The 25,034-nt window shown below is 47.9% G+C and carries 27 protein-coding genes; 17 read left to right on the forward strand and 10 right to left on the reverse strand.

Translation table 11 applies throughout. The features are described 5' to 3' along the window. The first annotated feature begins 366 nt into the window (after nt 1–366). The gene (locus E4665_RS15285) at nt 367–588 is read left to right on the forward strand and encodes a hypothetical protein (protein WP_135349670.1); all 222 of its coding nucleotides are present in this window, start codon (nt 367–369) and stop codon (nt 586–588) included. A gap of 9 nt (nt 589–597) precedes the next feature. Beyond that, nucleotides 598–1,122 carry a gamma carbonic anhydrase family protein gene (locus tag E4665_RS15290; RefSeq protein WP_241654908.1) on the forward strand — a complete coding sequence of 175 codons (525 nt, stop codon included), beginning with the start codon at nt 598–600 and terminating at the stop codon, nt 1,120–1,122. A gap of 7 nt (nt 1,123–1,129) precedes the next feature. Here E4665_RS15290 and E4665_RS15295 read toward each other — a convergent pair whose 3' ends face one another. Continuing rightward, nucleotides 1,130–1,558, reverse strand: coding sequence for a DUF3842 family protein (locus tag E4665_RS15295; protein WP_135349671.1), 429 nt, complete (start codon nt 1,556–1,558; stop codon nt 1,130–1,132). A gap of 115 nt (nt 1,559–1,673) precedes the next feature. On the opposite strand from E4665_RS15295, the gene hypB reads away from it, so the two are divergent. From hypB to E4665_RS15315, 4 genes are all read left to right on the forward strand, one after another. Beyond that, complete coding sequence (gene hypB, locus E4665_RS15300; protein WP_135349672.1) at nt 1,674–2,336, forward strand: hydrogenase nickel incorporation protein HypB; 663 nt, start codon at nt 1,674–1,676, stop codon at nt 2,334–2,336. A 384-nt stretch (nt 2,337–2,720) separates the two neighbouring features. Next, a complete protein-coding gene (cbiM, locus tag E4665_RS15305; RefSeq protein WP_135349673.1) occupies nt 2,721–3,695 on the forward strand; it encodes a cobalt transporter CbiM in 975 nt (324 codons plus the stop codon). Next, nucleotides 3,692–4,498, forward strand: coding sequence for an energy-coupling factor transporter transmembrane component T (locus E4665_RS15310; protein ID WP_241654904.1), 807 nt, complete (start codon nt 3,692–3,694; stop codon nt 4,496–4,498). Before cbiM ends, E4665_RS15310 begins: the two co-directional genes overlap by 4 nt. Nucleotides 4,499–4,510: 12 nt before the next feature. After that, complete coding sequence (locus E4665_RS15315) at nt 4,511–5,239, forward strand: energy-coupling factor ABC transporter ATP-binding protein (protein WP_135349674.1); 729 nt, start codon at nt 4,511–4,513, stop codon at nt 5,237–5,239. A gap of 7 nt (nt 5,240–5,246) precedes the next feature. On the opposite strand, the gene E4665_RS15320 is transcribed toward E4665_RS15315, so the two are convergent. Beyond that, nucleotides 5,247–6,008 (reverse strand): potassium channel family protein, encoded by a 762-nt coding sequence (locus E4665_RS15320; protein ID WP_135349675.1) that lies wholly within the window; start codon nt 6,006–6,008, stop codon nt 5,247–5,249. Between the two features lie 277 nt (nt 6,009–6,285). Between E4665_RS15320 and E4665_RS15325 the strand changes: the two genes are divergently transcribed. Both E4665_RS15325 and E4665_RS15330 read left to right on the forward strand, forming a co-directional pair. Then, nucleotides 6,286–6,765: a hypothetical protein gene (locus tag E4665_RS15325; RefSeq protein WP_135349676.1), complete on the forward strand. Its 480-nt coding sequence runs from the start codon at nt 6,286–6,288 to the stop codon at nt 6,763–6,765. Nucleotides 6,766–6,873: 108 nt separating this feature from the next. Continuing rightward, entirely contained in the window at nt 6,874–7,164 is a 291-nt protein-coding gene (locus E4665_RS15330) for a DUF5316 domain-containing protein (RefSeq protein WP_135349677.1), read from the forward strand. Nucleotides 7,165–7,456: 292 nt separating this feature from the next. Here the strand turns inward: E4665_RS15330 and E4665_RS15335 are convergent, their stop codons facing one another. The 5 genes from E4665_RS15335 to E4665_RS15355 form a co-directional block, all read right to left on the reverse strand. Beyond that, nucleotides 7,457–8,317 (reverse strand): S66 peptidase family protein, encoded by an 861-nt coding sequence (locus E4665_RS15335; protein WP_135349678.1) that lies wholly within the window; start codon nt 8,315–8,317, stop codon nt 7,457–7,459. A gap of 22 nt (nt 8,318–8,339) precedes the next feature. Continuing rightward, nucleotides 8,340–9,716: an RsmF rRNA methyltransferase first C-terminal domain-containing protein gene (locus E4665_RS15340; RefSeq protein WP_135349679.1), complete on the reverse strand. Its 1,377-nt coding sequence runs from the start codon at nt 9,714–9,716 to the stop codon at nt 8,340–8,342. 28 nt (nt 9,717–9,744) lie between these two features. After that, nucleotides 9,745–11,478 (reverse strand): adenine deaminase, encoded by a 1,734-nt coding sequence (gene ade / locus E4665_RS15345; protein ID WP_241654905.1) that lies wholly within the window; start codon nt 11,476–11,478, stop codon nt 9,745–9,747. A gap of 172 nt (nt 11,479–11,650) precedes the next feature. Beyond that, the gene (locus tag E4665_RS15350) at nt 11,651–12,328 is read right to left on the reverse strand and encodes a VIT1/CCC1 transporter family protein (RefSeq protein WP_135349680.1); all 678 of its coding nucleotides are present in this window, start codon (nt 12,326–12,328) and stop codon (nt 11,651–11,653) included. 241 nt (nt 12,329–12,569) lie between these two features. After that, on the reverse strand, nt 12,570–14,357 hold the full coding sequence (locus tag E4665_RS15355) for a M3 family oligoendopeptidase (protein ID WP_135349681.1): 1,788 nt from the start codon (nt 14,355–14,357) through the stop codon (nt 12,570–12,572). 182 nt (nt 14,358–14,539) lie between these two features. Here E4665_RS15355 and E4665_RS15360 point away from each other — a divergent pair, with 182 nt between their 5' ends. From E4665_RS15360 to E4665_RS15375, 4 genes are all read left to right on the forward strand, one after another. Beyond that, nucleotides 14,540–15,007 (forward strand): low molecular weight protein-tyrosine-phosphatase, encoded by a 468-nt coding sequence (locus tag E4665_RS15360; protein ID WP_135349682.1) that lies wholly within the window; start codon nt 14,540–14,542, stop codon nt 15,005–15,007. Between the two features lie 124 nt (nt 15,008–15,131). Further along, on the forward strand, nt 15,132–15,695 hold the full coding sequence (locus E4665_RS15365; RefSeq protein WP_241654906.1) for a hypothetical protein: 564 nt from the start codon (nt 15,132–15,134) through the stop codon (nt 15,693–15,695). Between the two features lie 21 nt (nt 15,696–15,716). Beyond that, nucleotides 15,717–16,580 carry a YihY/virulence factor BrkB family protein gene (locus tag E4665_RS15370; protein ID WP_135349683.1) on the forward strand — a complete coding sequence of 288 codons (864 nt, stop codon included), beginning with the start codon at nt 15,717–15,719 and terminating at the stop codon, nt 16,578–16,580. Between the two features lie 98 nt (nt 16,581–16,678). Then, the gene (locus E4665_RS15375) at nt 16,679–17,125 is read left to right on the forward strand and encodes a VanZ family protein (RefSeq protein ID WP_135349684.1); all 447 of its coding nucleotides are present in this window, start codon (nt 16,679–16,681) and stop codon (nt 17,123–17,125) included. On the opposite strand, the gene E4665_RS15380 is transcribed toward E4665_RS15375, so the two are convergent. From E4665_RS15380 to E4665_RS15390, 3 genes are all read right to left on the reverse strand, one after another. Continuing rightward, nucleotides 17,120–17,560: a redoxin domain-containing protein gene (locus E4665_RS15380; RefSeq protein WP_135349685.1), complete on the reverse strand. Its 441-nt coding sequence runs from the start codon at nt 17,558–17,560 to the stop codon at nt 17,120–17,122. The genes E4665_RS15375 and E4665_RS15380 overlap by 6 nt on opposite strands. A gap of 142 nt (nt 17,561–17,702) precedes the next feature. Beyond that, the gene (locus E4665_RS15385; protein ID WP_135349686.1) at nt 17,703–18,914 is read right to left on the reverse strand and encodes an MFS transporter; all 1,212 of its coding nucleotides are present in this window, start codon (nt 18,912–18,914) and stop codon (nt 17,703–17,705) included. Nucleotides 18,915–18,971: 57 nt separating this feature from the next. Continuing rightward, nucleotides 18,972–19,748: a carbon-nitrogen family hydrolase gene (locus E4665_RS15390; protein ID WP_135349687.1), complete on the reverse strand. Its 777-nt coding sequence runs from the start codon at nt 19,746–19,748 to the stop codon at nt 18,972–18,974. A 150-nt stretch (nt 19,749–19,898) separates the two neighbouring features. Between E4665_RS15390 and E4665_RS15395 the strand changes: the two genes are divergently transcribed. The 5 genes from E4665_RS15395 (at nt 19,899) to E4665_RS15415 (ending at nt 24,863) form a co-directional block, all read left to right on the forward strand. Next, nucleotides 19,899–21,074, forward strand: a complete 1,176-nt coding sequence (locus E4665_RS15395; RefSeq protein WP_135349688.1) for a pyridoxal phosphate-dependent aminotransferase — start codon at nt 19,899–19,901, stop codon at nt 21,072–21,074. A gap of 432 nt (nt 21,075–21,506) precedes the next feature. Continuing rightward, nucleotides 21,507–22,286, forward strand: a complete 780-nt coding sequence (locus tag E4665_RS15400) for a YfkD family protein (RefSeq protein ID WP_135349689.1) — start codon at nt 21,507–21,509, stop codon at nt 22,284–22,286. 191 nt (nt 22,287–22,477) lie between these two features. After that, on the forward strand, nt 22,478–22,693 hold the full coding sequence (locus E4665_RS15405) for an SE1561 family protein (RefSeq protein ID WP_135349690.1): 216 nt from the start codon (nt 22,478–22,480) through the stop codon (nt 22,691–22,693). A 40-nt stretch (nt 22,694–22,733) separates the two neighbouring features. After that, the gene (pdaA, locus tag E4665_RS15410; RefSeq protein WP_135349691.1) at nt 22,734–23,513 is read left to right on the forward strand and encodes a delta-lactam-biosynthetic de-N-acetylase; all 780 of its coding nucleotides are present in this window, start codon (nt 22,734–22,736) and stop codon (nt 23,511–23,513) included. A 534-nt stretch (nt 23,514–24,047) separates the two neighbouring features. Further along, entirely contained in the window at nt 24,048–24,863 is an 816-nt protein-coding gene (locus E4665_RS15415) for a RecX family transcriptional regulator (protein WP_135349692.1), read from the forward strand. Nucleotides 24,864–25,034 lie beyond the last annotated feature (171 nt).

A 25,034-nucleotide genomic window follows, 5' to 3' on the forward strand; every position in this document is an offset into this window, starting at 1 on the left:
CATACAAAGGAGTGGCTCCTTTTTCATTAATTTTAATCACCCAATCAGTGAAAATGAGAAAATCGTTACAACACTGAGTAAGTAAGCATTTTAGCTAATCAAATAGATTGGCCGTGAATAATTCAGGATGGATGTTTCTTTTGTACTATTAATATTGTTAACGCTATCATTATAATGAAGTAGCAATAGTATTCTAATATGGAGCTAAAGAGACAAAGAGGCTAAAATCAATGAAATAAAATATGCGCCCCACATTTCGACAAAATTTTTGTGCAACTTGTTATATTCTTATGGGTGAAAATGATGAGCTATGGTCGCCCGTTTTTTTAGACCATTTGAAGGCTCTCACAGAAAGGATCTGCAGCTATGACAATGACAAACCGCAAAAATAAAAGCACGCTGAATCAGGTTATAGGAAGTGTTGTGATCCTGATTGGTTGGCTTATTTTAATCGCCGACATCATCGGATCAGTCGTGCTATGGACATTGTCTCAGAATTTAATCGTTATTGTTTCAGGAATTTTAATTGCTCTGGGAGCTTTGTTCAATATTTACCTTTTCTCAAAAGAGAAATCGAGAGACGAGTAGGTGGCTGACATGATGTATCGATACGGGAAGCATTTTCCTAAAGTAGATTCGAGTGCCTTCATTGCTCAGGGAGCTCGAATTATTGGGGAGGTGGAACTGGAGGCAAATACGTCCGTCTGGTTCAATGCGGTCTTGAGAGGCGATGAGGCGGGCATTTTCATCGGTGAAGGATCGAATATTCAGGACGGGGCCGTCGTGCATGTGGACAAGAACAGCCCCGTGAGAGTTGGTAAAAATGTAACCGTTGGCCACAATGTCACCCTGCATGGGTGTACGGTGGAGGACGGGGCTCTGATCGGAATGGGCGCAACGATTTTGAATGGAGCCGTCATCGGACGTGGGGCTCTGGTGGCTGCTGGGGCACTCGTTCTGGAAAATCAGGTTGTTGAAGCGGGGACACTTGTTGCCGGGGTACCGGCCAAGATGCGGAGAGAACTGACGGAAGAAAATAAGGCTTATCTGAAATATGATGCGGAGCACTATATCGAGCAGGCGAGACGATACATGGATATGAGGGTGGGCGACGAGGATTAAAAGAGATTTATTCTATATTCTGTTCCATCTGCATTCTGATCTCCTTGATAATCATCGCGACACAGTCCCTGATCGGTATATCTGAGGTGCAGGGAATACTGATTTTAGGATGATGAAGGGGTATCAGATATTTTCGGCATGAAAGATCTGTGAAGGCATGAACCATTGACCTTGTGATTTCGCCCTGGATGGAACCAGGCTCAATGATGCCGATCGGAGCGATCATGCCATCGATCGACTCGCGGCGGCAGAAGGAGCAGAACCCCTTTTCACCGCTGATTCCCATGTCCGCCCCGGCACGCACCATTTTCGATGTAGCAAATGTGTTGGTCCCGAGGGCGATGATGGTCAGGTCTTGCGGCAGCTCCTGGCGAATTTTTCTGATCAATGACTGGCCAAGCCCCGCACCTTGGCCATCAAGCACTGCTATTTTCATTTCTCAATCCTCTCTGACAAACGGTTGTCACAAAATTTATTACGCGCTTACTTTTTATTATTATATAATAGGAGACAGTTGATTTCCTCATCTGATTTTTTTGGAGGCACGGATCATGAACACAATTAAAGTCGTCAAACAGCTCCTGGAGTGGAACGAGGACTGTAGTAATGACGTTAAAGAGGTACTGAACGAGAAAAAAGTTTTCGCGATTAATATCATGGCCGCTCCCGGTGCCGGGAAGACAAGCCTGATTATCAAACTGATTGAGAAACTGCAGCCGCGCTACAAGGTGGCGGTGATTGAAGGCGACATTGCAGGGCAGGTCGACGCGGAAAAGCTGGATCAGCTCGGTGTGCCGGTCGTGCAGCTTAATACCAGCGGAGCATGCCATATTGAGGCTATGTCGATGAAAAAGATGCTCGGCTATTTTGACCTGGATGACATTGATGTGCTTTTTATTGAAAATGTCGGCAATCTTGTTTGCCCGGCGGAGTTTGAAGTCGGCGAAGACATGAAAATCGGCTTGGTCAGTATTCCTGAAGGTGACGATAAAGTCGTCAAATATCCGCTCCTTTTTTCCAAAGCGGACCTGGTTGTTCTGAATAAATATGATATGATGCGGTTCTTCGACTTCAACGATCAGCAGGTGGAAGAAGATGTGCGCGGGTTGAATGCGCAGGCGAAGGTTTTTCGGACCTCCTGCCAGGCTGAAGATGGAATTGACGCTCTTTATGAAGAAATCGCCGGAAGAGTGGGCAAAAAAGTGACAGAATGACAGATTCCCTTTACAAAGGTTGTCTGATTGCGTTAGTATGACAAATGCGGGTCACGAAGATCTGCGGATTTCAAAGCATGAAGAACGAAAAATACGATTGACAGAGCAGCCACGAAGGCTGATTGGCATCCGCTTCGCACGGATTTCGATTAGCGTTCGCGGCTTTTTATTTTGGCTTTGTTAAACTTGTCTGTTGTTTTTCACTCCAGACGCTCGCTTTCCGCGGGCGATCCGTGAGCCTCCTCGCTCGTTGCCCTCGCTGTGGGGTCTCACTTGGCTCGCTGATCCCGCAGGAGTCTCGCGCCTTCCGCTCCAATGAACGGAGGGGCAAAAACAACATTGAATTTAAACATAGCCTTTATTTTAAAAGGAGGAGGCGCAATCATGCATATTCCGGACAACTATCTGAGTCCGCAGACGTGTTTGGTCATGGGTGCTGCCATGGTTCCCGTACTTGCGGTTTCCGTCCGACGAGTGAAGACGAAGATGTCTGAAAGCAGGCTGCCATTGATTGGTGTCGGCGCGGCGCTTTCCTTTCTGATGATGATGTTCAACGTGCCGGTTCCGGGAGGTACCACGGCTCATGCTGTCGGCGGTACGTTGCTGGCGATTATTCTGGGTCCGGAGGCGGCGTGCCTGGCCATCGCCGCCGCACTGTTGATTCAAAGTCTGTTTTTTGGTGACGGCGGCATCCTGGCGCTTGGCGCCAATCTCTTCAATATGGCTTTTGTCATGCCTTTTGCGGGTTACGCCCTTTACCGGTTCCTTTCAATCTGGCTGAAATCGGAAAAAGGCCGGATGGTTGCCGCGGCCATTGCCGCCTATGTCGCAATCAATCTTGCCGCACTCTTTGCGGGCATTGAATTCGGCATTCAGCCGTTGCTTTTTACAGATGCAAAAGGCCTGCCGCTATATTCACCCTATCCGCTTCAGGTCTCAATTCCTGCCATGCTGATTCCGCACCTGACCTTTGCGGGAGCCGCTGAAATCATTTTCACCACGGGTGTTCTCGCTTTTGTAGAAAAAGTTTCACCGGAGACTTTGCATCAATCCGGTCCTGTCGCCTATAAAAAAATGGCTGGACTCCTTCTTTTTCTGGTCATGCTGACGCCGCTCGGTCTGCTGGCCGCGGCGAGCGCCTGGGGGGAGTGGAACAAACAGGTTCTCAGCCGCTCGCTAGGCTACCTTCCTTCTGGGATGGCTCACGGATTTGACTATCGGGCGATGATGGCCGGCTATCGAATCAGCGGCATTCCGGAAAGCCTCGGCTATATCCTTTCAGCCGTTGCTGGCTGCGCCATCCTCATTATTGTCTTCAGAGTGATCCGATTTAAAAAGAAAAAAGATGTGCGGAGTTGAAACATGAAATGGAGTTTCCTGAATGGCTGACCCGGAATGATGATTACATACCTGACGGGAAAAGAGCCTCATTCATTGAAAAAAATATTAAGGGCCTTGCGGAAATCCTTGCCGGTCTCAGGAGCAGGAGAAGAAGTGGCGGTATCCTGAACCGGGTGCAGCCGAGAGTTAAGCTTCCAGCCGTGGTTTTTTTGATTTTCCTTGTGTCACTGAGTAGGAGTCCTTCATTTGTCTGGCTGGTCTCCGTCAGTCTGTTGGTATTACTGAGTGTTCTACCGACTCAGCTCCTGAAAAGAATACTCGCGCTCGGTGTCATGTCGGCGTTGTTCACGTTTGTTACCCTTCTGCCAGCTCTGTTATTCGGCTTCAGCAATCATATTGAACTGATTGTGGCCAAGGTCTGGTTGACCGTTTCTTTTTCAGGCCTGCTGGCGCTTTCCACGTCCTGGTATGAAATGACCGGTGCATTGAAATTTTTTCATATGCCGGATCTTTTCATTCTGATTCTTGACATTACCCTGAAGTACATCGCGGTTCTAGGAGATTTTGCGCTCGCCATGTTTTATGCGTTAAAGATACGTTCTGTCGGGCACTCGGAAAAGGGCGCGCAGTCTTTAGCAGGGATCGCGGGGACCCTTTTTCTCAAATCAAAAACCATGGCTGACGATTTGTTTGATGCCATGACCTGTAGAGGATTCACGGGGACATACAAAAGAAGAATGAGGCCGGCTTTTCATCTGGCAGACGACATATGCTTTGTATTTATCGGCTTGCTCATTGCGGCCTTTTTCATTTTTGAGTGAGGATGAGAAAAAGTGATTGAACTGAAAAACATATCTTATGCCTATCCCAATCAGTCTCAGGCGCTCAGCGATGTATCCCTCCGAGTCGAACAGGGTGAAGCGATCGCTCTGATTGGAGCCAACGGAAGCGGTAAGTCGACACTGATGAAGCTGATCAACGGACTGATCCTGGCAGATTCTGGGGAGTACCTGTTTCATGGTACGGCGATTAACGCAAAAAAGTTGAAAGATAAAAAGTTTGCGAGGCAGTTTCATAAAAAGGTCGGCTTTATTTTTCAGAATCCGGACACCCAGTTGTTCTGCAGCAGCGTCCATGATGAGATCGCGTTCGGACTGAATCAGATGGGCATGGCTGAATCGGAGGTCAGGCAAAGAGTCGAAGACACGATGGAACTGCTTCAGATCAGTGAACTGTCAGACAGAGAGCCTTATCACCTGAGCGGAGGTGAAAAGAAGCGTGTCGCGATCGCTGCGGCAGTGGCACTTAATCCCGACGTCTATGTTTTTGACGAGCCGATGAATAACTTGGATCCAAAAACCAAACGCTTTCTTCGTCAGTTTATGATTAGACTGAATCAATCAGGCAAAACCATTATTTGCTCCACACACGATTTTGCCTATGTGGACGGCATTTTCCAACAAGCCGCTGTTTTCTCCGCCAGTCACCGGTTGATCCGGGTTGATGATTATGAAAAAGTCATGCGGGACAAGGACTTTTTAGTTGAGCAGAATATCATTTAGTCCGTCCTCATTTTTTCCTGTCCGGTTTGTTTGACTGCTTGTTTAAATGATTGACCTGATCGGATAAGTGATCAACCTTCCTGGATAGTTCATCGATCGTCACAATGAGCTTTTTGAGATCTGCTTCATCGGTGCCCTCATGCTCTTTGGTGACCGTGAAAAAATCAGTAATGGTACTGGTTAACAAACCGATAAAACCGATACCGCCAATCATTAGGATGGACGCAATAATTTTTCCGACAAATGTCCGTGGATAGATATCCCCGTAACCGACCGTTGTTGCCGTAGTGATCGCCCACCAGAGTGCATTGGACAAAGATATTTTTTCCACCATCGAGTAGAGTAGGGCACTCAGTACCAGAATAACCACACTGATTGAAAATAAATAGATAACACCTGTGGAATAAATGAATTGATGAATGCTGCCGGTGAACTTTCCATCAATACCAAGAACCACAAATATGTGATGGTAACGCAGGATGCGAACAATTCTGGCCAATCGAAAAATGACGAAAAGCGGATGCATGGGGATAAGTCCCAGAAGATCAAATGCATTTTCGATCAAGAAGTGTTTTTTGTCCTGAGCGGTGAACAATCTGACACAGTAATCAATGACAAATAGCAGAAGGATGCCGTTATTGATGTCGTTATAGGGGAAATCAATCATACTTATCTTATGAAAAAAAGAAAATAAGACTAAAGTAACGGACGACAATATTAAAAGAACAACGATGAGGTGATACATGAATATGAGTTTATTTTTCGCCATGATTATTTCTTCCTTTTAATGGATCAATAATTCCACAAACAATAATACGTCAATGATTGGATCAATAAGGGGTGAATGGCCCAAATTAGATGGTGCCGTAATAAGTAGAGGAACGGATCGATGTCCTTGTTAATAGATTTCCTATATTAATGAAAACGTATCCATTTTCTCCGGAAATTTTCTGATATAATAAAAAAAGGGAGACGATGTCGTAGAACAGTTTCGAGAGTAACGAGTCGCTGTTCAGTTGTAGCCAGCTCTTGTTGGGAGGGTGAGCATGCTTGGGCATTTAGGATTTTCATCTATCGGGCTGATCTATATGTTAATGCTGGAAGTACCCAACATCATGTGGGCACGGTATAAATCGGAGGGCTATGAGCCTTCAGATGAAAACAAAGTTCTGCTCGTGTTTGAGCGCGCCGGGCAAGTGCTGTGCACAATGACGATATTGTTTTTCAGCGACTACAGCCCGCATTCGTTCGAACCGTGGACTGTATGGTTGTTTGTATCCTCTTTGCTGATGATTTTGTATGAAATCAACTGGATACGATACTTCCGGAGCAAACAAACGGTCATTGATTTTTATCGCAGTTTTCTCGGAATACCCGTGCCGGGGGCGTTGTTACCCGTAGTGGCTTTTCTTTTGCTCGGAATATACGGCAAAGTTATTTGGCTGATCGTTTCGGCGATCATTCTCGGTATCGGTCACATCGGGATACATTTACAACACATAAAGAGTTTAAATGGAAAAAAATGATTGGTCGCCTCAAAAGCGACCACGCCCACGCGAAAGACGGTTGATGGCAAAAACGCACCCAATTTATTCAAAATTTTGATATAATAAAAAAAACGGGAGATGATGTCCGTGAAAATTTTTTTGTTCGGACTTGGTTTAAGTGCACTTTTACTGATCATCGGTGTTCTCACGCCTTACCATTTGATTCTTGCCGGAATCACCGGATTAATCGCCTTGGCCTGTTTACTGATCGTTGGTCTTTTGTCGGAGACATTTGTCAGCGGGGATCGGAATCGTGCCAATTACTGGACGGAAACCCCAAAAGACAGGGGAGAGCGGGTCGGCTCCAGTCTGCGGTTCTTCCTTTTCGGATTGCCGTTTCTTGCGCCCTGCATCCTGCTGTTTGCTTTATATCATTAACGTCAAATTCTTACCCTTCGAAAATCCTCGCTTGCGCTGAGGATTTTTTTAAAAGGTAAGGAAGTAAAAATCTGGCCAATAAAACAAGGCCCTGGATGAGATTCAAAGCGGAGGTGCGAGACGCCTGCGGGAGAGCGAGCCAAGGGAGACCCCGCAGTGAGGGAACCGAGCGAGGAGGCTCACGGATCGCCCGCGGCAAGCGAGCAACCGAAGCGTTGATCCAACATCTCAATAATACAGGGTCAATGATTAGAGATCGGGCGATTTTTGTCCAGTTTTTCTTATACTCCAGCTAGTTGAGAGAAAGGGGCGACCCGATGAGAATGCATCGTGCATCTCCTCCATGTCCCAACTGTTCGGTTTTGGCCACGGGCACATCATATTTCTCAGTGATTTCAAGGACAAGCTGTTCGATCGAAGGCTTCAACTCTTTTTTCTGCATCTCTGAAAAGGTTCCAAGCAGAACACCGCGGCACTTGCGGAACACAGATAATTGATCTAACTGGGCAAGGAGCGAAGCCATGCGCGCGGCGCCACCGCCAAGCGCTTCCAGAAAAATAATTTTCCCCTCCGTGTCAGGGAAAAACCTGGTGCCGGCCAGTTTCAGAAAACAGCGGATATTGCCGCCGATCACGATGCCCTTCATATCGTGGCCCCGCAGCCATCTGTAAGTGAAGGGTGAAGGTGCTGGTTCGCCCATAATATAATCTTCAAAAAATTTCTTCTGTTCCGCGGCAAACAGCCCTGCCAGGTTCTTAATTCGGTAATGGCAGGATGGTTTTTCACTTCGGGCAAAGATGGCGTTATTGACCACGGACAAATCGCTGATGCCGGTGAACATTGCCTGAGATGTGCGAATCGCGGCAAAGTCCAGGCAAGGAAGAATCTGGTTGGCGCTGTCCCCGCCGGACAGATCGAAAATCATTTTCACATCCGGATCATTGAAGAAACGCATCAGTTCGCTGGCACGGTGAGCGGGTGATCCACTGAATGGCTTGTCATTCTGTTGAAAAATGGTTTCGGCCGTTTTTACTCGAAGTCCAAGAGAAGTCAGCGTATGGATCACTTTCCCCACGATTGGCTCCTCTTCCGGCCGCAATCCGTCAGAGCAGGAAGTCAAGCCAACCGTATCTCCTTTTTTCAAGAGTATCATTGCGTAAAAACCTCCCGAATTTTTAGTGATTTAGTCCCCTGAGACGTAGCCCTTTGGGATAAAAATTTTTTAACGTACCGCCGGCGGCTTTTCCCCAGCCAAGTGTGAATCCGTCAATAGTGACTGCTGTCCATCCTTTTAGAGAGGCAGGCGCGGGCAGTGTTTCGCCCCGCAGATAATGATCCCAGTCAGTGCCTGAGGATTCGAGCGGAAAGGTGGATTGGAAGGAGACGGCCGGCATCGCCAACGCCAGTGCGTGGTTTGGTTCGAAACGGTTTTTCTTCTGCTCGCCCAGGTGAAGCCCGGCGCGGATCACTTTCAATTGGCTAAAGTCCGGACAACCGTCGGGCAGAAGAAAAAGCTGATTGCCCGCAAAGTAAAAGGAACCGGCCAATTTTTCAGCCAAAGTCTGCTTCTCAAACTGGCGATAATCCTTCAGCGAGGATTCTTTCACGGATGACACAGGCTTGATTCTTTTCGTTAAGGACGGGCCGTGCTTCTGGAGCTTTGCGACAAAATGTCCTTCTCCGTCCAGATGGTGCGGCCAGAGCCGGGCAGTTTTTCTTAGCTCGGAATTTGCTGAATCCGTCCATTGCGGACGCCCATCTTCAACACCGCCTGTCTTTTCAATGGGTAAGACTTCCATATCCGGGTATTTTTTTAGAAAATGGTCGATCATCTGCTCATCTTCTTCAGGGGAAAAGGTGCATGTTGAATAAACAAGTATGCCTTCTTCACGCAGCATACTGTAAGCATGGTCAAGAATCTGGTTCTGAAGCGCGGCACATTCTCTGACGTGATCCGGACTCCAGTACTGCGCGGCATCCGGATCCTTCCGAAACATGCCTTCACCCGAGCAGGGCGCATCCACGAGAATTTTGTCGAAATTGCCCGGGAAATACTCAGCGAGCCGCTCCGGTGTTTCATTGGTAACCAGGGCGTTTGTGATTCCCATCCGCTCAATATTCTCAGAAAGTGATTTGGCCCGTTTCGGGTAGATTTCATTGCTGACAAGGAGACCACGGTTCTGCATGGAAACAGCGATCTGTGTCGACTTCCCCCCGGGTGCGGCGCAGAGGTCAAGAACACGTTCCCCGGGCTTTGCGTCCAACCTTTCTGCTACAAACATCGCGCTGGGTTCTTGTATGTAATAAAGTCCTGCCTGGTGGAAAGGGTGTTTTCCAGGTTCGTCCGCCTCCTGATAGTAAAATCCGGATGGGCAGAATGGAACCGGTTTTAAGTGGAACTCCGGAAGCTTTTTCAGTTGCTCACCCGACGTTTTCAGCAGGTTGGCGCGTAGCCCGAAAGCGCGTTTCTGGTCATAGGTCTTAAAAAAGTATTCCGATTCCGGTCCGAGCAAACGAGTCATTTTTTCAATAAATGCTTCTGGCAGTGACAAAAAAAGAAACCTCCTTGATGGAAAACGGTTAATCATTGGAAACCGTGATGTGGCGGAATGCGCGAACATCAAAAAGCCCGGTGTCCGTCAGCTTCAGATCGGGAATGACCGGAAGGCTGAGAAATGATAGAGTCAGAAACGGGTTAAACGCCTTGGAAGCTCCCTGAGCGGTTGCCGCTTTTCTTAATTCTTCAAGCTTTTCAGCGACTTCTTCGGCTGGCGCGTCGGTCATTAATCCGGCGATCGGCAGGGCAAGTTCCGCCACTACTTTTCCGTGATTCACAACAACCATACCACCTTGTATTTCTTTCAGCCGCTCAGCTGCAACGATGAGGTCTCTGTCACTGCAGCCAGCGACGACCAGATTGTGGGAATCATGAGCGACCGTTGTTGCAATGGCGCCGGATGTAAGACCGAACCCTTTAACGATGCCCAGTCCGACGGTGCCGAGGCCCTTATGACGCTCAATAACAGCCATTTTAAGCAAATCTTTTTCTTCTGAATAGGTAAAAACACCGTTCAGAACTGGTACTTTTTCAATGCTGTCGCGGGTGACCAGACTGTTTGGAATGATTTCAATCACGTGCGCTTTTTGAGATGGACCGATGTTCATTCGAAAGCTTTCCGGTGTCAGTTCAGGCAGAATGAGCGGGTGATCCGCAGCCTTTATTGAAGCCATGCTTTTGTACACGGGTTTTCCATCTTCAGCAACCAGTTCTCCGCGCACGTAAACCTTATTGATTGAAAAACTGTCCAAATCGTCAAGCAGCAGAAAATTTGCTTCATAGCCCGGCGCAATCGCACCTTTTGCCTGCAATCCATAGCATTCAGCCGTATTCAATGAAGCCATTTTGATGCTGGTGATTGGGTCGAGACCGCTGCGGATTGCCATCCGGACATTGTGATCCACACTGCCCTCCGCAATAAGGTCATCCGTATACTTGTCATCGGTGCAGAACAGGAAGCGTCTGCTGTTAACTTCATTGACTAGGCCGATCAGCTGCGGGAGATCCTTGGCAACAGTACCCTGACGGATCATCACGTACATCCCGCGCGACAGGCGATCTCTGGCCTCGTCTATGTTCACACATTCATGATCAGTCCGGATTCCGGCAGCTGTGTACACATTAATGCCGTCTGCATCCAGCCCGGCCGCGTGCCCGTCAATCCGCCACGTATGCCTGCGGGTCATTAGCAGTTTGTCGACCATCAGCGAATCGGCATTCAGGACCGCCGGAAAATCCATCACTTCTGCAAGACCAAGTACATGATCATTTTCAAAAAGAGGTTCCAGGTCTTCAGCATGAAGTGTGGCCCCGTTGTGCTCAAATGAGGTGGCAGGAACAGAGGACGGAAGCATGACATAGATGTCAATCAGGCTGCCCTTCGCACGCTCAAGCATAAAACGGATGCCATCCGCGCCGAGTACATTCGCAATTTCATGCGGGTCGGTCACGACCGATGTCACGCCGTGGGCGGCAAGCACGCCGGCAAAGGTTCCCGGCGTCAGCATGGATGATTCAATGTGAACATGACCGTCGATCAGCGCAGGGCTTATTATCTTTCCTCCGGCATCCAGAGTCTGTTTGCCCTCATAACTTCCCAGTCCCACAATGATGCCGCCTGTGATGGCGACATCTGTCTCCATCAGTGTTCCGCTGAAAACATCAATCACTTTCCCGTTTCTTATAACTAAATCCGCAGGCTCTTTTTTCGAAGCTGTGCGGATGCGGTGAACCAATCGATCTCTTTCTACAGTCAAAATCCATTCTCCTCTCTGAAACAACGCACTCTGCCGGGTGCACATCTGCCCGTACAAATATATAGATCATTATAGCTGAAAAATGGGACAGGGGGGAGCTGATCGCTTTTCAAGGCATGAAAAAAGAGCCATTCCCCTTAGGAAATGGCTCAAATAATAATTTTGTTTTTCCTCAGATCAAATGGCCGACGGTGTATGTGATAGTCATCGTCAGCGCGCCGACAAGCACATTTCTGAGAATCGCCGGCCAAGCCGGCGCTCCGCCCAGCTTGGCGCTGATGTATCCGGTCAGGCCCAGTGCGAACAGAACGGCGATCACGGTAAATAGAACGCGCATCGAACCCGGTATCAGAGCAATGCACAAAAAAGGAAGAATCGCTCCGATCGTAAATGAGATCATCGATGAGAATGCGGCGTGCCACGGATTGACAAAATCGCCGGGGTTCACGCCCAGCTCCGCAGCCGCGTGCGCTTTGAGCGCATCTTTATTCATCAGTTCGACAGCAACTTTTCGGGCCAGCTCTTCCGATAATCCGTTCTTTTCATAAATTTTTGCGAGTTCATTGACTTCCCCTTCATAATCGTCCCTGAGTTCCGCTTTTTCCAACTCAACTGCCGCTTTTTCTGTGTCCTTCTGTGTGCTGACGGAAACATACTCCCCGCCACCCATCGACAGAGCTCCGGCCACGAGACCGGCCAATCCTGAAATGACCAGTGTCATCGTGTTTGTTGTGGCACCGGCGACACCTATGACAATACCTGCTGTTGAAACGATGCCGTCGTTCGCCCCAAGTACACCGGCGCGGAGGACATTCAGTTTCTGACTCATTCCGTTCACTGCTTGTTCCATAATCTTAACCTCTCCCTGTTATTTGCTTGATTCATCTTTCAAACTGTTGACGAATGAAAATGATTATTTCTAATTGAGAATGGTAATCATCTTCACAACCCTTAAAACGACACATGCTGCCATCCGATTGGATGACAGCATGTTTACGTAAGTTAAAATGATTATTGATTACCGTGTCTCTTTATTCTATAATCAAAAAGTTTTTTTGTCTATGATAACGGCTCAGGTTTTGTATATTTCCTCATTCGGTGAGGGTGAGAAATTTACGGACATCCTGCACACAATAATCCAGCGCCGAGCGCCAGAAATCAGGTTTGTTCAGATCGGCACCCAGATGCTTTTCGGCAAGCTGTTCGGTTGTCATCCTGCCTGTGTCATGAAGCAGGGCGTCATATTTTTCAGCAAAGGATTTGCCTTCTTTTAAAGCACGCACGTAAATCCCTGTACTGAACAAGAAGCCAAAGGTATACGGGAAGTTATAGAACGGCCAGTCTGTAATATAGAAATGAAGCTTGGAAGCCCAGAATGTCGGGTGATAGACATCAAGCGAATCCAGATAAGCCTCTTTCTGAGCCTGAAGCATTAATTCATTCAGGCGGTCGATGTTAACCACACCTTTTTTCCGCTCGGCATAAAAGCGTGTTTCAAAAAGGAAACGGGCGTGAATATTCATCAGCAGCGCAACACTGCGTTCAAGCTTATTGCTTAGAAAGGCCAGCTTTTCTTCTTTGGTTTTTGCCGCAGATTCGGCGGCGTCTCCGACGATCATTTCTGAAAAAGTGGATGCCGTTTCCGCCACATTCATCGCGTAGTGTTGGGAGAGGTAGGGCAGGTCATTCATCACTGACTGATGGTAGGCGTGGCCCAGTTCGTGCGCAATTGTTGACGTATTCGATGCCGTTCCGCTGAAGGTCATAAAGATGCGCGACTGTCCGGCGATCGGGAAACTGGTGCAGAAACCGCCGGGCCGTTTATTCGGTCGATTTTCGGCTTCGATCCAGCGGTTTTCCAGTGCGTTCTTCGCGAAGTCCGCCATTTTCGGATTAAAAGTTCTGAAGTTGTCGACGACAAAGTCCGCAGCCTCTTCATATGAAACCTTTCTTCTGCTGCGGGTAAGCGGGGCGTCGACATCAAACCATGATAATTTTTTTAATCCGAGAAGTTTGGCTTTTCGGTCGAGAAATTTTACGAATTCAGGTTTATATTCATCAATTGTCCGCCACATTGTATCCAGTGTTTTCCGTGACATGCGGTTGTAGTCCAGCGGTTCATCAAGAAAATCGTCCCAGCCCCGCGCCTTGTAAGCAGAGAGGCGGTAGCCCGCAACATGATTCAATGTGGCGGCAAACAGGTCGGCGCTGTCCGACCATGCCGTCTCCAGCGCGCTGAATGCCGCTTTCCGGGTGCCGCGGTCGGCATCGTCGAGCAGATTATCGGCCTGGCTGACTGATAGGGTTTCTTTCCCTTTTTCCGGATGGTCAAACGGGATTTTAATTTTTCCTACGAGCGCATAATACAGATTGCCCCAAGCGTGATAGCCATCGACCGACAGGCTGCCGATCAGTTCTTCCTGTTCGGAAGGGAGCTTCTTTTTTGAAAGGTCCCTTTTTTCCTGAAGGGCGAAATGGACGTCTTTCATTCCATCTCCGGCAAGCTTCTGCCAGTCATGATCTGAAATGGCGCGGAGCAGTGTATTCAGCAGGGTGTCACATGAAGCGAATGCAGCGGACAGGGACTGAATTCGGCTGCTCAGCGTCAGCGCCGCTTCATCTTTCATATTTTGCGCCGTGAGGCATTCGGCAAATGCAGCCGCCTCGCTCAGCCTTTTGTCCAGGTTTTCATAAGTCAGGACACACTCGCGGAAATCATCGGCGTCGTCCGCGTTGAATGGTTTTACGATTGCTTTGAGATCCTTTTTATACGCTGCCATCTCACTTTCCAGTTGATCCAGAAAGTTAATGTAGTCCGATGAGTGGCTGTCACCTGAAAAAATCGGATCCAGATTCCATTGTTGATTCAGTGTTTTCATAGTGTTCTCCTTATTCTTTTTTCTTCACCAATTTTAGCATAAAAGTTGGAGAACAATGCCCCATGGATTTTGTGGTTTCTCCAATTAATTGCTATGATGGGACATAAGCTTGAAATGAACGAAATATGTAAGTAATCGCTTTCGCAGTGATAAAATTCGCGTTAAAATAGGGATGAGAAAAAATGATTCGCGTACTTTTTGTTTGTCTGGGAAATATTTGCCGTTCACCAATGGCGGAAGCCGTGCTTCGTGATAAAGTCAGGAAGGCTGGTGCCGGAGACCGGATTCAGGTGGATTCTGCAGGAACCGGTGACTGGCACACCGGGGATTTGCCTCATTTCGGAACGCGGAAAATATTGAAAGAAGCCGGAATTTCTTTTAACGGCATTCACGCGCGGACAGTGGTTCCTGAAGACCTGGTGCAGTTTGACCGGATCATCGCCATGGATCGGAACAATGAGCGCGATCTACTGCAGCTGGCAGGTAATAATCAACAGTTTAGATACAAAATCAGCCGTTTTATGCAGCTCCTGAATGACAGCGGTGGATCGGATGTACCAGATCCTTATTACACCGGCAGGTTTGATACGGTTTACCAATTAATTGATAAAGGAACCGATGAACTGCTCAGAATTCTAGTGCATCGATAAGAACCGGGACGATTTTTTATTTCACTCTAAGGCTTCTTTTTCCACAATATTAACCGGGTTCTCTGCGCAGACTACAGATATAATCCAATTAGGGATTATAGATACTGCAAGGAGGCAAAGTCTGATGAGCATTTATGGCAACAGCCGGATGGGCAGATTTATGCTGATCGGTGGCCTGGTTGGCTGCGGCTTATCGCTTTTCAGCCGTGAAACACGCGCGGTTTGGGGAAACCGCGTGTCAACTGCGGCCGCGAGCGGCGGCAAGCTGATCCAGACCGTGTACAGGCATCCTGATCAGGTCGGCCGGTATCTGACGGTGACCGGAACACGCCTCAAAGGGCTTGCACGGGAAGTCTCTGAAGATTTCCAGCAAATGATTGATCACGCAGAAAAGGCCCGTTTCAGCACGGGAAATACCTACCAATACGTGATGGAAGCCGGAAATGAGATCGCCGAGATGGCCGGAAAAATCAGGCGTGCGGGACAGAATATCACACGTTATGAAGAACCTGTTCTGATTGACTCGGAAAAAGATGCGCTGCAGCGTCTTGAAAATGAAACAACCGTACCGAATCCCGGTACGATGCCGAAGCATCACACGGCGGATGGAAATAGGTACAAGTCAAGCGTGAGAACGGGATCCGGGAAGAAGAAAAACGTTGGCACTTCATCATTCAATCCCAGATAGAGAAAAGGGAAAAGCTCGGGGATGAGAAATGTGGGGAAAAGAAGGTTAATCAGAGAGACGGAAGTCTTCATCAGGCTTCTCGGCAAACGAATTGTTAATGATCACATAGTGGATCTGGCGGCGACACTGGCTTATTATTTTCTGCTGTCACTTTTTCCACTTGTGATTTTTTTGTTTGCCATCCTTCCTTATCTCGGGCTGACACAGGCACAGGTCATTCCGTTCGTTGGCCAGTACCTTCCAGGGGAAGTCATGACACTGATCAGTCAGAATCTTGGCGGCGTATTTACAAAAAGCGGTGGCCTGCTTTCGATCGGTGTGATTGCCACCCTCTGGCCGGCGTCAGGTGCTGTAAATGCTTTGATCCGCGCTCTGAATCAGGCTTATCATGTCAAAGAAACCCGTCACTTTATCCTGACACAGGTTCTGGCAATATGTTTGACTGTGGCCATGATCTTCGCGATTGCAATGACCCTGGCTATCAATGTGGCTTCGGCGGCGTGGGCCGAAGGACTGTTTCATCGGCTTGGTTTTCCGGATACATTTTCCGATCTGTGGTCGATCGTCAGTACCCTTGTCACATTTGCTGTGATTATTATCATCTTCGCTTTTCTATATATGCTGGGTCCGAATATGCTGCTGAAATTGAGAGATGTCATAATCGGCGCCGTGACCGCCGGCCTCGGCTGGCAGCTGGCATCTTACGCCTTTTCATTTTATGTCCGCTATTTCGGGCACTATTCATCAACTTACGGCACACTCGGCGGGATCATTATATTAATGGTATGGTTTTATCTGACAGCCTTTACCGTGATTCTCGGCGGAGAGATCAATGCAGTTTGTTATCATCTCGATGCGGGCAGGAGAAATAAATTTTTGATCTGAAAGTTGATTTTTTGAATCGGATATTTTTAAGGTAAAGGAACAAGTCGGTCATTGAAAACGGACTTGCCTCATATTTATAGCGGTAGGGGGCATGCCAGTTGAATCAAGGGATATCGGGAAAGCGGGCACTCTTTATTGTATTACTCGCCTGTTACTTAACGGTGCTGCTCATTCTCACGCTCTTCACACATAACTATTATACGTATGGAAAGTCAGTCAACCTGGAAATTTTCAGCAGTGTTCGGCTGATGCTGAGAAGCCGGGATTCTCTGCTGATTTTGAAAAATGTGCTGGGAAATATTGCGCTGTTCATTCCTCTGGGTTTTTTGCTTCCCCTTGTATCGCTTCGAATGAGATTTTTTCTTTTGACTATTGGATGCGGCATTCTTTTCAGCCTGATGATTGAAACGGTGCAGTATTTATTTGCCGCGCGGATTTTTGATATCGATGATCTGCTGCTCAACGCAGCAGGAACAATCATCGGCCGTTTTCTTTACAGCGTCGGCCGCTTTTTCAGATACAAAGTGATGATTTTTCTTTCATGATAATGACAGCAAACGGTCTGCGGCATCCCGGATTCGCATCACACCGCGCTCACCGAGATGGTATTCAGACAGTTGCCCGCGGCTGTCGAACAGATAATAAGCGGGAACAAAACGATTGCCAAAAGCATCCGCCAGTCGATGTCCGTTGTCAATCAGGACCGGTTCGCTGATCACGTATTCGGCGCAGACCCGGGCCACTTCATTAACATCAAGATCATTTTCAGACAGCGGCATATGAATCGCAATGATATTCATGATACCGGAATACCCATCGCGGATTGACTGAACAACCGGCAGCGAATGCTTGCATTTGAAGCAGCTGACCGACCAGAAATAAATCAGTGTTGGTTTACCAAGCAGACTTTCCCGGGTTACCTGCCTGTTCATCCAATGGGTCGCCATTGACAGGTCGGGCAGGATCAGATTTTTTTTCAAAGATCATTCCTCCCAAATGGACCTCCCTGAAGGGGATGCCCTTACAGTTTATGCGGCGCATTGGCGAGCGTTAATCTTTACTTTAATCCGTCACTTTTGAGGGGAATCAGTCACTTTAAGTGGAGCCAGTGATTTAAAAAAATTACTGCGCGCTTCCTAAGTTCTGTTTTACAGACAACCTGTTTTTCCTCGTGCGGATCTTTTGATGGATGACCGAACTGGCCGAGACAATAAGTAACATTGCGGAGATACTATAGAACAGGCCGCCCTTGGGGACAGGCACGATCAGTGAGTTGCTGACAACCGGGCCGGCCATGGCTCCGATACTGTAACAAATACTCATCAGGATATTGCCGAGTGGGATCAGCGGGCGGTCCAGAATGGCACTGACATAGCTCATGCTGAGTGAGTACAGCGAACCGATCAGCATGCCTGCGGCCATAAATGTGATGAAAAGCCCATAATAGCTCCCGGACATGACTCCTGAGAAAGCGAAGGCCGCGGCACCGGATAGTGAAAGTAGTGGAAGAAGAATTTTCCAGCCGATTCGGTCACCGATCATGCCGATCGGAAGCTGTGTCAGAAGCCCTCCGGCGATAAATACTGGAAGAAGCGAAGAAATATCATCCAGACCAAAACCACTTCTCAAAGCGAAAACCGGAAAACTGTTATTGAGAGAGGCTTCCATAAAGCCATATCCGAAGGTCGCGACAAGCCCGGACCATACGGCGGCGGTCGCCCGCCCGTATCTCACAAAACCATTGACAAGGCTAATCTCCTGCTGAACGTTTTTTTCCGGATATTCATTTTTCAGCAGCAGCAGAGGGAACAGAAAGATGAGACAGAGCAATGCGCCCGTTATAAAGGGAACAGCTGTACCGAAAACAAGCAGACGGACGAGCAGCGGGCCTGCGGCAAACCCGAGGCCAAAGGACAATCCATAGATCGCAATATTTCTTCCCCTTTTTTTATAAGGGCTTCCAATTGTGATCCAAGTTTGTGCGGCAAAGTGGAGCATGCTGTCACCAATGCCGACCACCAGTCGCAAAAGGAACCAGAAACCTAAATTAAACCAGAGCGGGAAAAGGCAAAGCGACACTGTGATCATCATCAGCCCCGTGAATAGGAAGGTTTTGTAGCCTAATTTCTGCATGGGTTTTTCCATAAAAGGAAGGGTCAGCAGCATCCCGAGATAAAGCGCGGTCGTTCCCGCGCCGTTGATGATGACGGGCACGCCCTCCTTTTCCAGCAGAGAGGCAATTAACGGAAGCAGCATGCCTTCAGCCGTGCCGCAGATAAACACAGAACCAATTAATAATGATAAACGAAACGAATCATAAAAACGGGAAGTCATTCGAATTTCCTTTCACAAGTGAGTTGGGCGGTTAATGAGGGGCTGACAGAAGCTCATTCAATACAGTTCGGGCCTGCGGTCTTCAAAAACAGGAATGCGGGACCGGATTGTGTCGATGGCAGAAAGATCAATGTCCGCCGTGATCACAGATTCTTCTTCGCCAGCCTCGGCAAGAATCTCCCCCCAGGGACTGATCACCATCGAGTGTCCGGCAAATTCATTATCCGGATCGCTGCCTGCGCGGTTGCAGGCGATGACATAGGATTGATTTTCAATCGCCCGGCAGGTAAGCAAAGTGCGCCAGTGATCCAGCCGCGGTTTTGGCCACTCGGCAGGAATAAAGAGAAGCCTGGCGCCTGAAAGGACGTGTTTCCGTATCCATTCAGGGAAGCGGATGTCGTAGCAGATAAAGCCGGCCGCCTGAACACCGTCAAGAGAAAAAAGGCCGTCCTGATCCCCCGCGGTCAGATATTTTTCTTCATTCATTAAACGAAAAAGGTGGACTTTGCTGTATTCTTTAATACAATTGCCTGCTCGGTCGAAAGCGATGAACGTATTGAATATGCCCTGTTCCGTTTTACGGGCAATCGAGCCAGCGATGATGTTCACCTGATTTTCTTTCGCCCATCCCCCGGCTATTCTTTTTATGTTTTCTCCGTTATTGTCCGTTGTTTCCTGAAGATGTTCCAGATCATAACCTGTGGTCCACAGCTCCGGAAGTAGGATTGTGTCAATGTTTTCCTTTAACACACTGTCGATCATTTTTTTCGACTGATGAACATTTTTCTCTGGATCTCCGAAAGCGACGTCCAGCTGTATGAGTGCAATTTTCATCTTAGTTCCTCCAATAACAAAAAAGGCATATGGATCAGGCTTTACAAATTCCTTTTTTTCTTCGACAATGACATTAACTCTTCTATTTATTATATCCGTAATCAAGCGTGATTGAAAATGATCTAAAATGCTCAGTGAGGTGTGATTTTCATGGTTAACTATTCAAAATCAAATGCCCTGAATCGGCTTCCTAAACAATTTTTTGCCGATCTCGTGGTGAAAACGAATGCCGCCATTGCCAAGGGCTACGATGTCATCAATCTGGGGCAGGGCAACCCGGATCAGCCGACACCGGAACACATCGTGCGCGCGCTGCAGAAAGCCGCAGAGAATCCGCTGTACCATAAATATTCTCCGTTTCGGGGTTACGACTTTCTAAAAGAAGCGATCGCGACTTTCTATAAGCGTGAATACAATGTCGATCTTGATCCGAAAACGGAAGTTGCCATTTTGTTTGGTTCTAAAACAGGGCTGGTTGAAATCGGCGAATGCCTGCTGAACAGCGGAGACACGGTGCTGATGCCTGATCCGGGCTATCCGGATTATCTGTCCGGATTCGCACTGGCCAATCTGAAGATTGAAAAAATGCCGCTTCTTAGAGAGAATGCTTTTCTCCCTGATTACGTGTCGATTCCGGAAAATGTGCTGGAGCAGGCGAAACTGATGTTTCTCAACTATCCGAACAATCCGACCGCGGTTACGGCGCCCGCGGATTTCTTTGAGGAGACGGTAGCCACTGCTGAAAAACATAATATTTGTGTTGTTCATGATTTTGCGTATGGCGCGCTCGGCTTTGACGGAATAAAGCCACGCAGCTTTCTGCAGACTCCAGGCGCGAAAGATGTCGGCATTGAAATGTACACTCTTTCGAAGACTTATAACATGGCTGGGTGGCGCGTTGGTTTCGCCCTTGGCAATCCGAGCGTGATCGAGGCCATTGAACTGATTCAGGATCATTATTATGTCAGCCTGTTCGGCGGGATTCAGGAAGCGAGCGCCCAGGCGTTGCTCGGGCCGCAGGACTGCGTCCGTGAATTGGTCCAGCGCTATGAGACGAGGCGGAATGCGTTCTTTGATGCTGCTCATAAAATAGGCTGGAACGCGGCGCCTTCAGAGGGATCTTTCTTCGGCTGGCTGCCGGTTCCGGAGGGCTTTAATTCCGAATCATTTTTTGAATATGTCTTGGACAAGGCGCACGTTGTTCTCGCACCGGGCATTGGGTTCGGATCCCAGGGCGGGCAGTATATCCGCGTCGGACTATTGACCGAGCCCGAACGCTTGGCCGAAGCCGCCTGGCGGATCGGAGAGCTGCATCTTTTTGACTGAAGCTTTTACAATGAATTTCGCCGGCACATGACGTGCCGGCGTTCTTTTTTTGAAGGACAAGAAAGTATAAAATGATCGATGGATTCAATCTGCCGAATATACATTCGGACTCAGACGCGGAGGTGCGAGACGCCTGCGGGACAGCGAGCCAAGTGAGACCCCACAGTGAGGGAACCGAGCGAGGAGGCTCACGGATCGCCCGCGGCAAGCGAGCAGCCGAAGCGTCGCCGGAAGAAGGCAAAACAATGCGTATCACGGGTTTTTAGGACTGGGCGATTTTTGCCCGGTTTTTCTTAATGGCTCCGTTAAAAATCAATGTTGCTTTTGCTGCTCTATTGATTGGAACGGAAAAGAATAGACAAGTTTTAACAAAGCCTTTTGGATAAATTTTCTCTCCAGTGAAGAGAATAAGGGAAAAAGGAGCGATCCGACATGAAAAACATCCCTTTCTTCCTCTTCTTCTTGGTCATCGCACTCTGTTTTACGCAGGCCGCCCACGCTAAAAACGTACTGACGAATAAGCTTCCCGATCATGTGATTGATATTTCCAAGGAGAATACTTATCCGAATCCATCTCATGACACTTCGGAACTGGTGCCCGGTGGTCCCACGCAATCACTTCTGAAGACAGCAAATGTTCCGATTGAAAATCCGACGCTGATCAAACTCCTGAATGAGTCATCGATCCGCCCCTCAAAATGGTCGATCGGTTATTCGGCTAAAATTTATCTGGGGGAATGGCCGCTGAATTACGTGTCCAATGAAACTTCCGTGAACTGGGAATATAAAAAAATCAATGATAATGCTGTGGACGCCCGGGGCAGCAAAGAAGGACAAAAGTTGCTCTATATTCAAAAGATAGAGACGCGGATTACCGGCGGACTGACGGCGAATGTTCCAAAAAAAGATGAAGTAAACCAGTTGATTATGGCAAAGGCGATGCAAAAGGTACATCTGCCCATCTCTTTTTCAACAATTATCGGAAGTGGTACAAAGATTGACCGACCCTATCAGGTTCAGGCCAAACAGATCGGCCATCTCTACGGGTATGTACCCGCAGTCAATGAAAAAGGGAAAATTACTTATGGCGAGGTTTATCTGGTGCTGAAGGGCGGCAAAGCAAGCCTAGATGTGAAGAACGTCATGCAGCAGGGTATTGGCGCATGGATGCCGATTCAGGATCACGTGTCGCTGCGCTACCTCGCACAATAACGTTCCCCTCCTCGCTCGGTGCCCTCGCTGTGGGGTCTCACTTGGCTCGCTGATCCCGCAGGAGTCTCGCGCCTTCCGCTCCGATCAACGGAGGGGCAAAAACAACATTGAATTTAAACATAGCCAATGAAAAATAAATCCTTTCTGTGCTACAGTTAAAAGTAAAACAGTAGTGTTAGGGGATGGGGACAATGGGGAGAGCCGTGCATTCGAAAAAAGATCAGGTTGTCTATCTGAAGGACAGGATCCGGCTGATCGCGTACATGGTCCAAGCGCTGGACGGCGAGACGGCGCAGGCGGAGGATCTGGACAAACTGCTCGAGATGATGAATGAATTTGAGATCCGGATCCGCCGTTTCCGCGATGACTGGAAGGAAAATCTGACGTGCGATGAACACATAAAATAAAAACGAACAGGTCACTCTAACATCTGAGGGGTGATCGGACTTGAGAAAAATAGTTCTGGCTTTACTTATTGCGGTGATCGGATTTGTCTGGAGCCCGGGGCCGGGATCGGCGGCAGACTGGTATTTTAAACCGGCAAAAAATAATCAGCCGGCGACAACGGAACCGGAATACGAAGCTCTGCTTAAGAAATATGACGGTATTTATATCGGGAATACGACAAAAAAGAATATCTATCTGACATTTGATAACGGTTATGAGGCCGGCTATACGCCGAAAATTCTTGATACGCTGAAAAAGGAAAAAGTGCCGGCGACATTTTTTGTGACGGGCCACTATATTACCGACCAGCCGGCGCTCGTGAAAAGGATGGTCGAAGAGGGCCATATCATCGGCAATCATTCCTGGGGGCATCCGGATCTCTCAAAGGTCAGTGATGAAAAGTATGAGCAGGAACTGTTGAAACTGAAACAGGCCTACACAAAGTTGACTGGCAAGGAAAAAATGATTTACCTGCGCCCTCCGCGGGGAACGTTCAGCGAGCGTTCACTCAGGCTGGCCGATGAAGCCGGTTATGTCAGTGTATTCTGGTCGGCGGCCTATAAAGACTGGGTACGTGACGAGCAACATGGAGCCGACTACGCGTATCAGCATATTATGAACCGGATCCATCCGGGGGCCATTGTGCTGCTTCATACGGTTTCAAGTGACAACTCCGAAGCACTTCCCCGGGTTATTCATGACCTTAAAAAACAGGGCTATTCTTTCCATAGCCTTGACGAACTGATGGCGGAGAAATCACTGCCTGGCCATACCCACTGATTTCTTATCCCTTCTGATGGAAAATAACAATCTGTCAGAAGGCTTTTTGTTGGTTATGTTGAAATTCAATGTTGATTTTGCCCCTCCTGATTGGAGCGAAAAACAAAAGACACGTTTAATAAGGCCCAGCAAAAAAATGTCTTTTTTTGTCATGCAAAGTTATGAACACAATCCACAGATCTATCCACAGGCTTGACAATTATTATAGTTGTTTTTAGTGGATTTCAATGATGTTATCCACACAATCCACATCAGATCGAATAATTATCTACAAAATTAATCACAATTCGACTTTACGCTTTCTTTACAATTGGCGTGGCTTTGTATCAGTTATCCACTTATCCACAGAGTTATTGACAATTCAAAATCTGCTGACCTCGTATATTCAGAATAGTAAATTAAATAATTCGATGACTGTGCGATAATTAAGGTATAATATATAACAATAAAGTCATCGGGGCTGTCATTAAACAGTGTTCCCAGGTAGTCCCTCATCGGGAAATAATACAGATGATTGACGAGAGGATGAAAAGAATGCCTGTGATCATCCAGATCAGGACGGATGAAAAAGAGAAAGGTTTTTATAACATAGAAGTTGCACGCGATGACGGGCAGACAATGACATTGAATGTCCACGAGGATGTTCTGGTACAAGACGAATTGAGAAAAGGGCTTCCTCTGTCGGAAAGCCGGCTGGACGGCCTGCGCCGGGAAGCGGAGGGCATTCGCGCTTACCACGCCGGTTTGCGCTACCTTTCATACCGTATGCGAAGCAACCAGGAAATGCGGCAATATCTTGAAAAAAAGGAATTCAGCGTGGGACAGATCGCTGACGCGCTTCAGCGACTGAAAGATGAGAAATTGCTGGACGATCAGGCGTTTGCTGAATCTTTTATACGAACGAGGATTCAGCTTTCGACAAAGGGTCCTCAGATGATTTATCGCGAACTGCTGCAGGCGGGAGTAGATCAGGAAATTGCTGCTGAATCGGACACTATGTTTCCGGAAGAGGAGCAGATGGATCATGCCAGAAAATATCTCACTAAGCAGTTGGCGTCAGTCAAAAACAAAAAGTCTTCCATGGAAGCCAAACAGGTGCTCTCGCGTCTCTTAATGCAAAGAGGCTATTCACGGAAAATCTCCGACCAGGTCATCGGCGAATTGAAGGAATTTCTTGAGGATAATGAAAAGAGCGCGCTCGCGTATCAAGGCGATAAAGCGATGCAGAAATTCAAAAAATTGACCGGCGCGGAGTTCACACAGAAAGTCAGGGCATATCTTTACCGAAAGGGTTTCCCGTCCGAAGAAATTGTAGCTTTTATTGAAGAGCGGACCGGCGGAAATCTATAATTATGGCTAAGTTTAAATTCAATGTTTTTTTGCACCTCCGTTGATTGGAGCGGAAGGCATGAGACTCCTGCGGGATCAGCGAGCCTTCTGGCCTTGCAGCGAGGGCACCGAGCGGGAGCGCCCGCGGAAAGGAACGCCTGGAGCGAAAAACCACAGACAAATTTAACAAAT

The organism is Sporolactobacillus shoreae (assembly GCF_004684935.1).
GTDB lineage: Bacteria > Bacillota > Bacilli > Bacillales > Sporolactobacillaceae > Sporolactobacillus > Sporolactobacillus shoreae.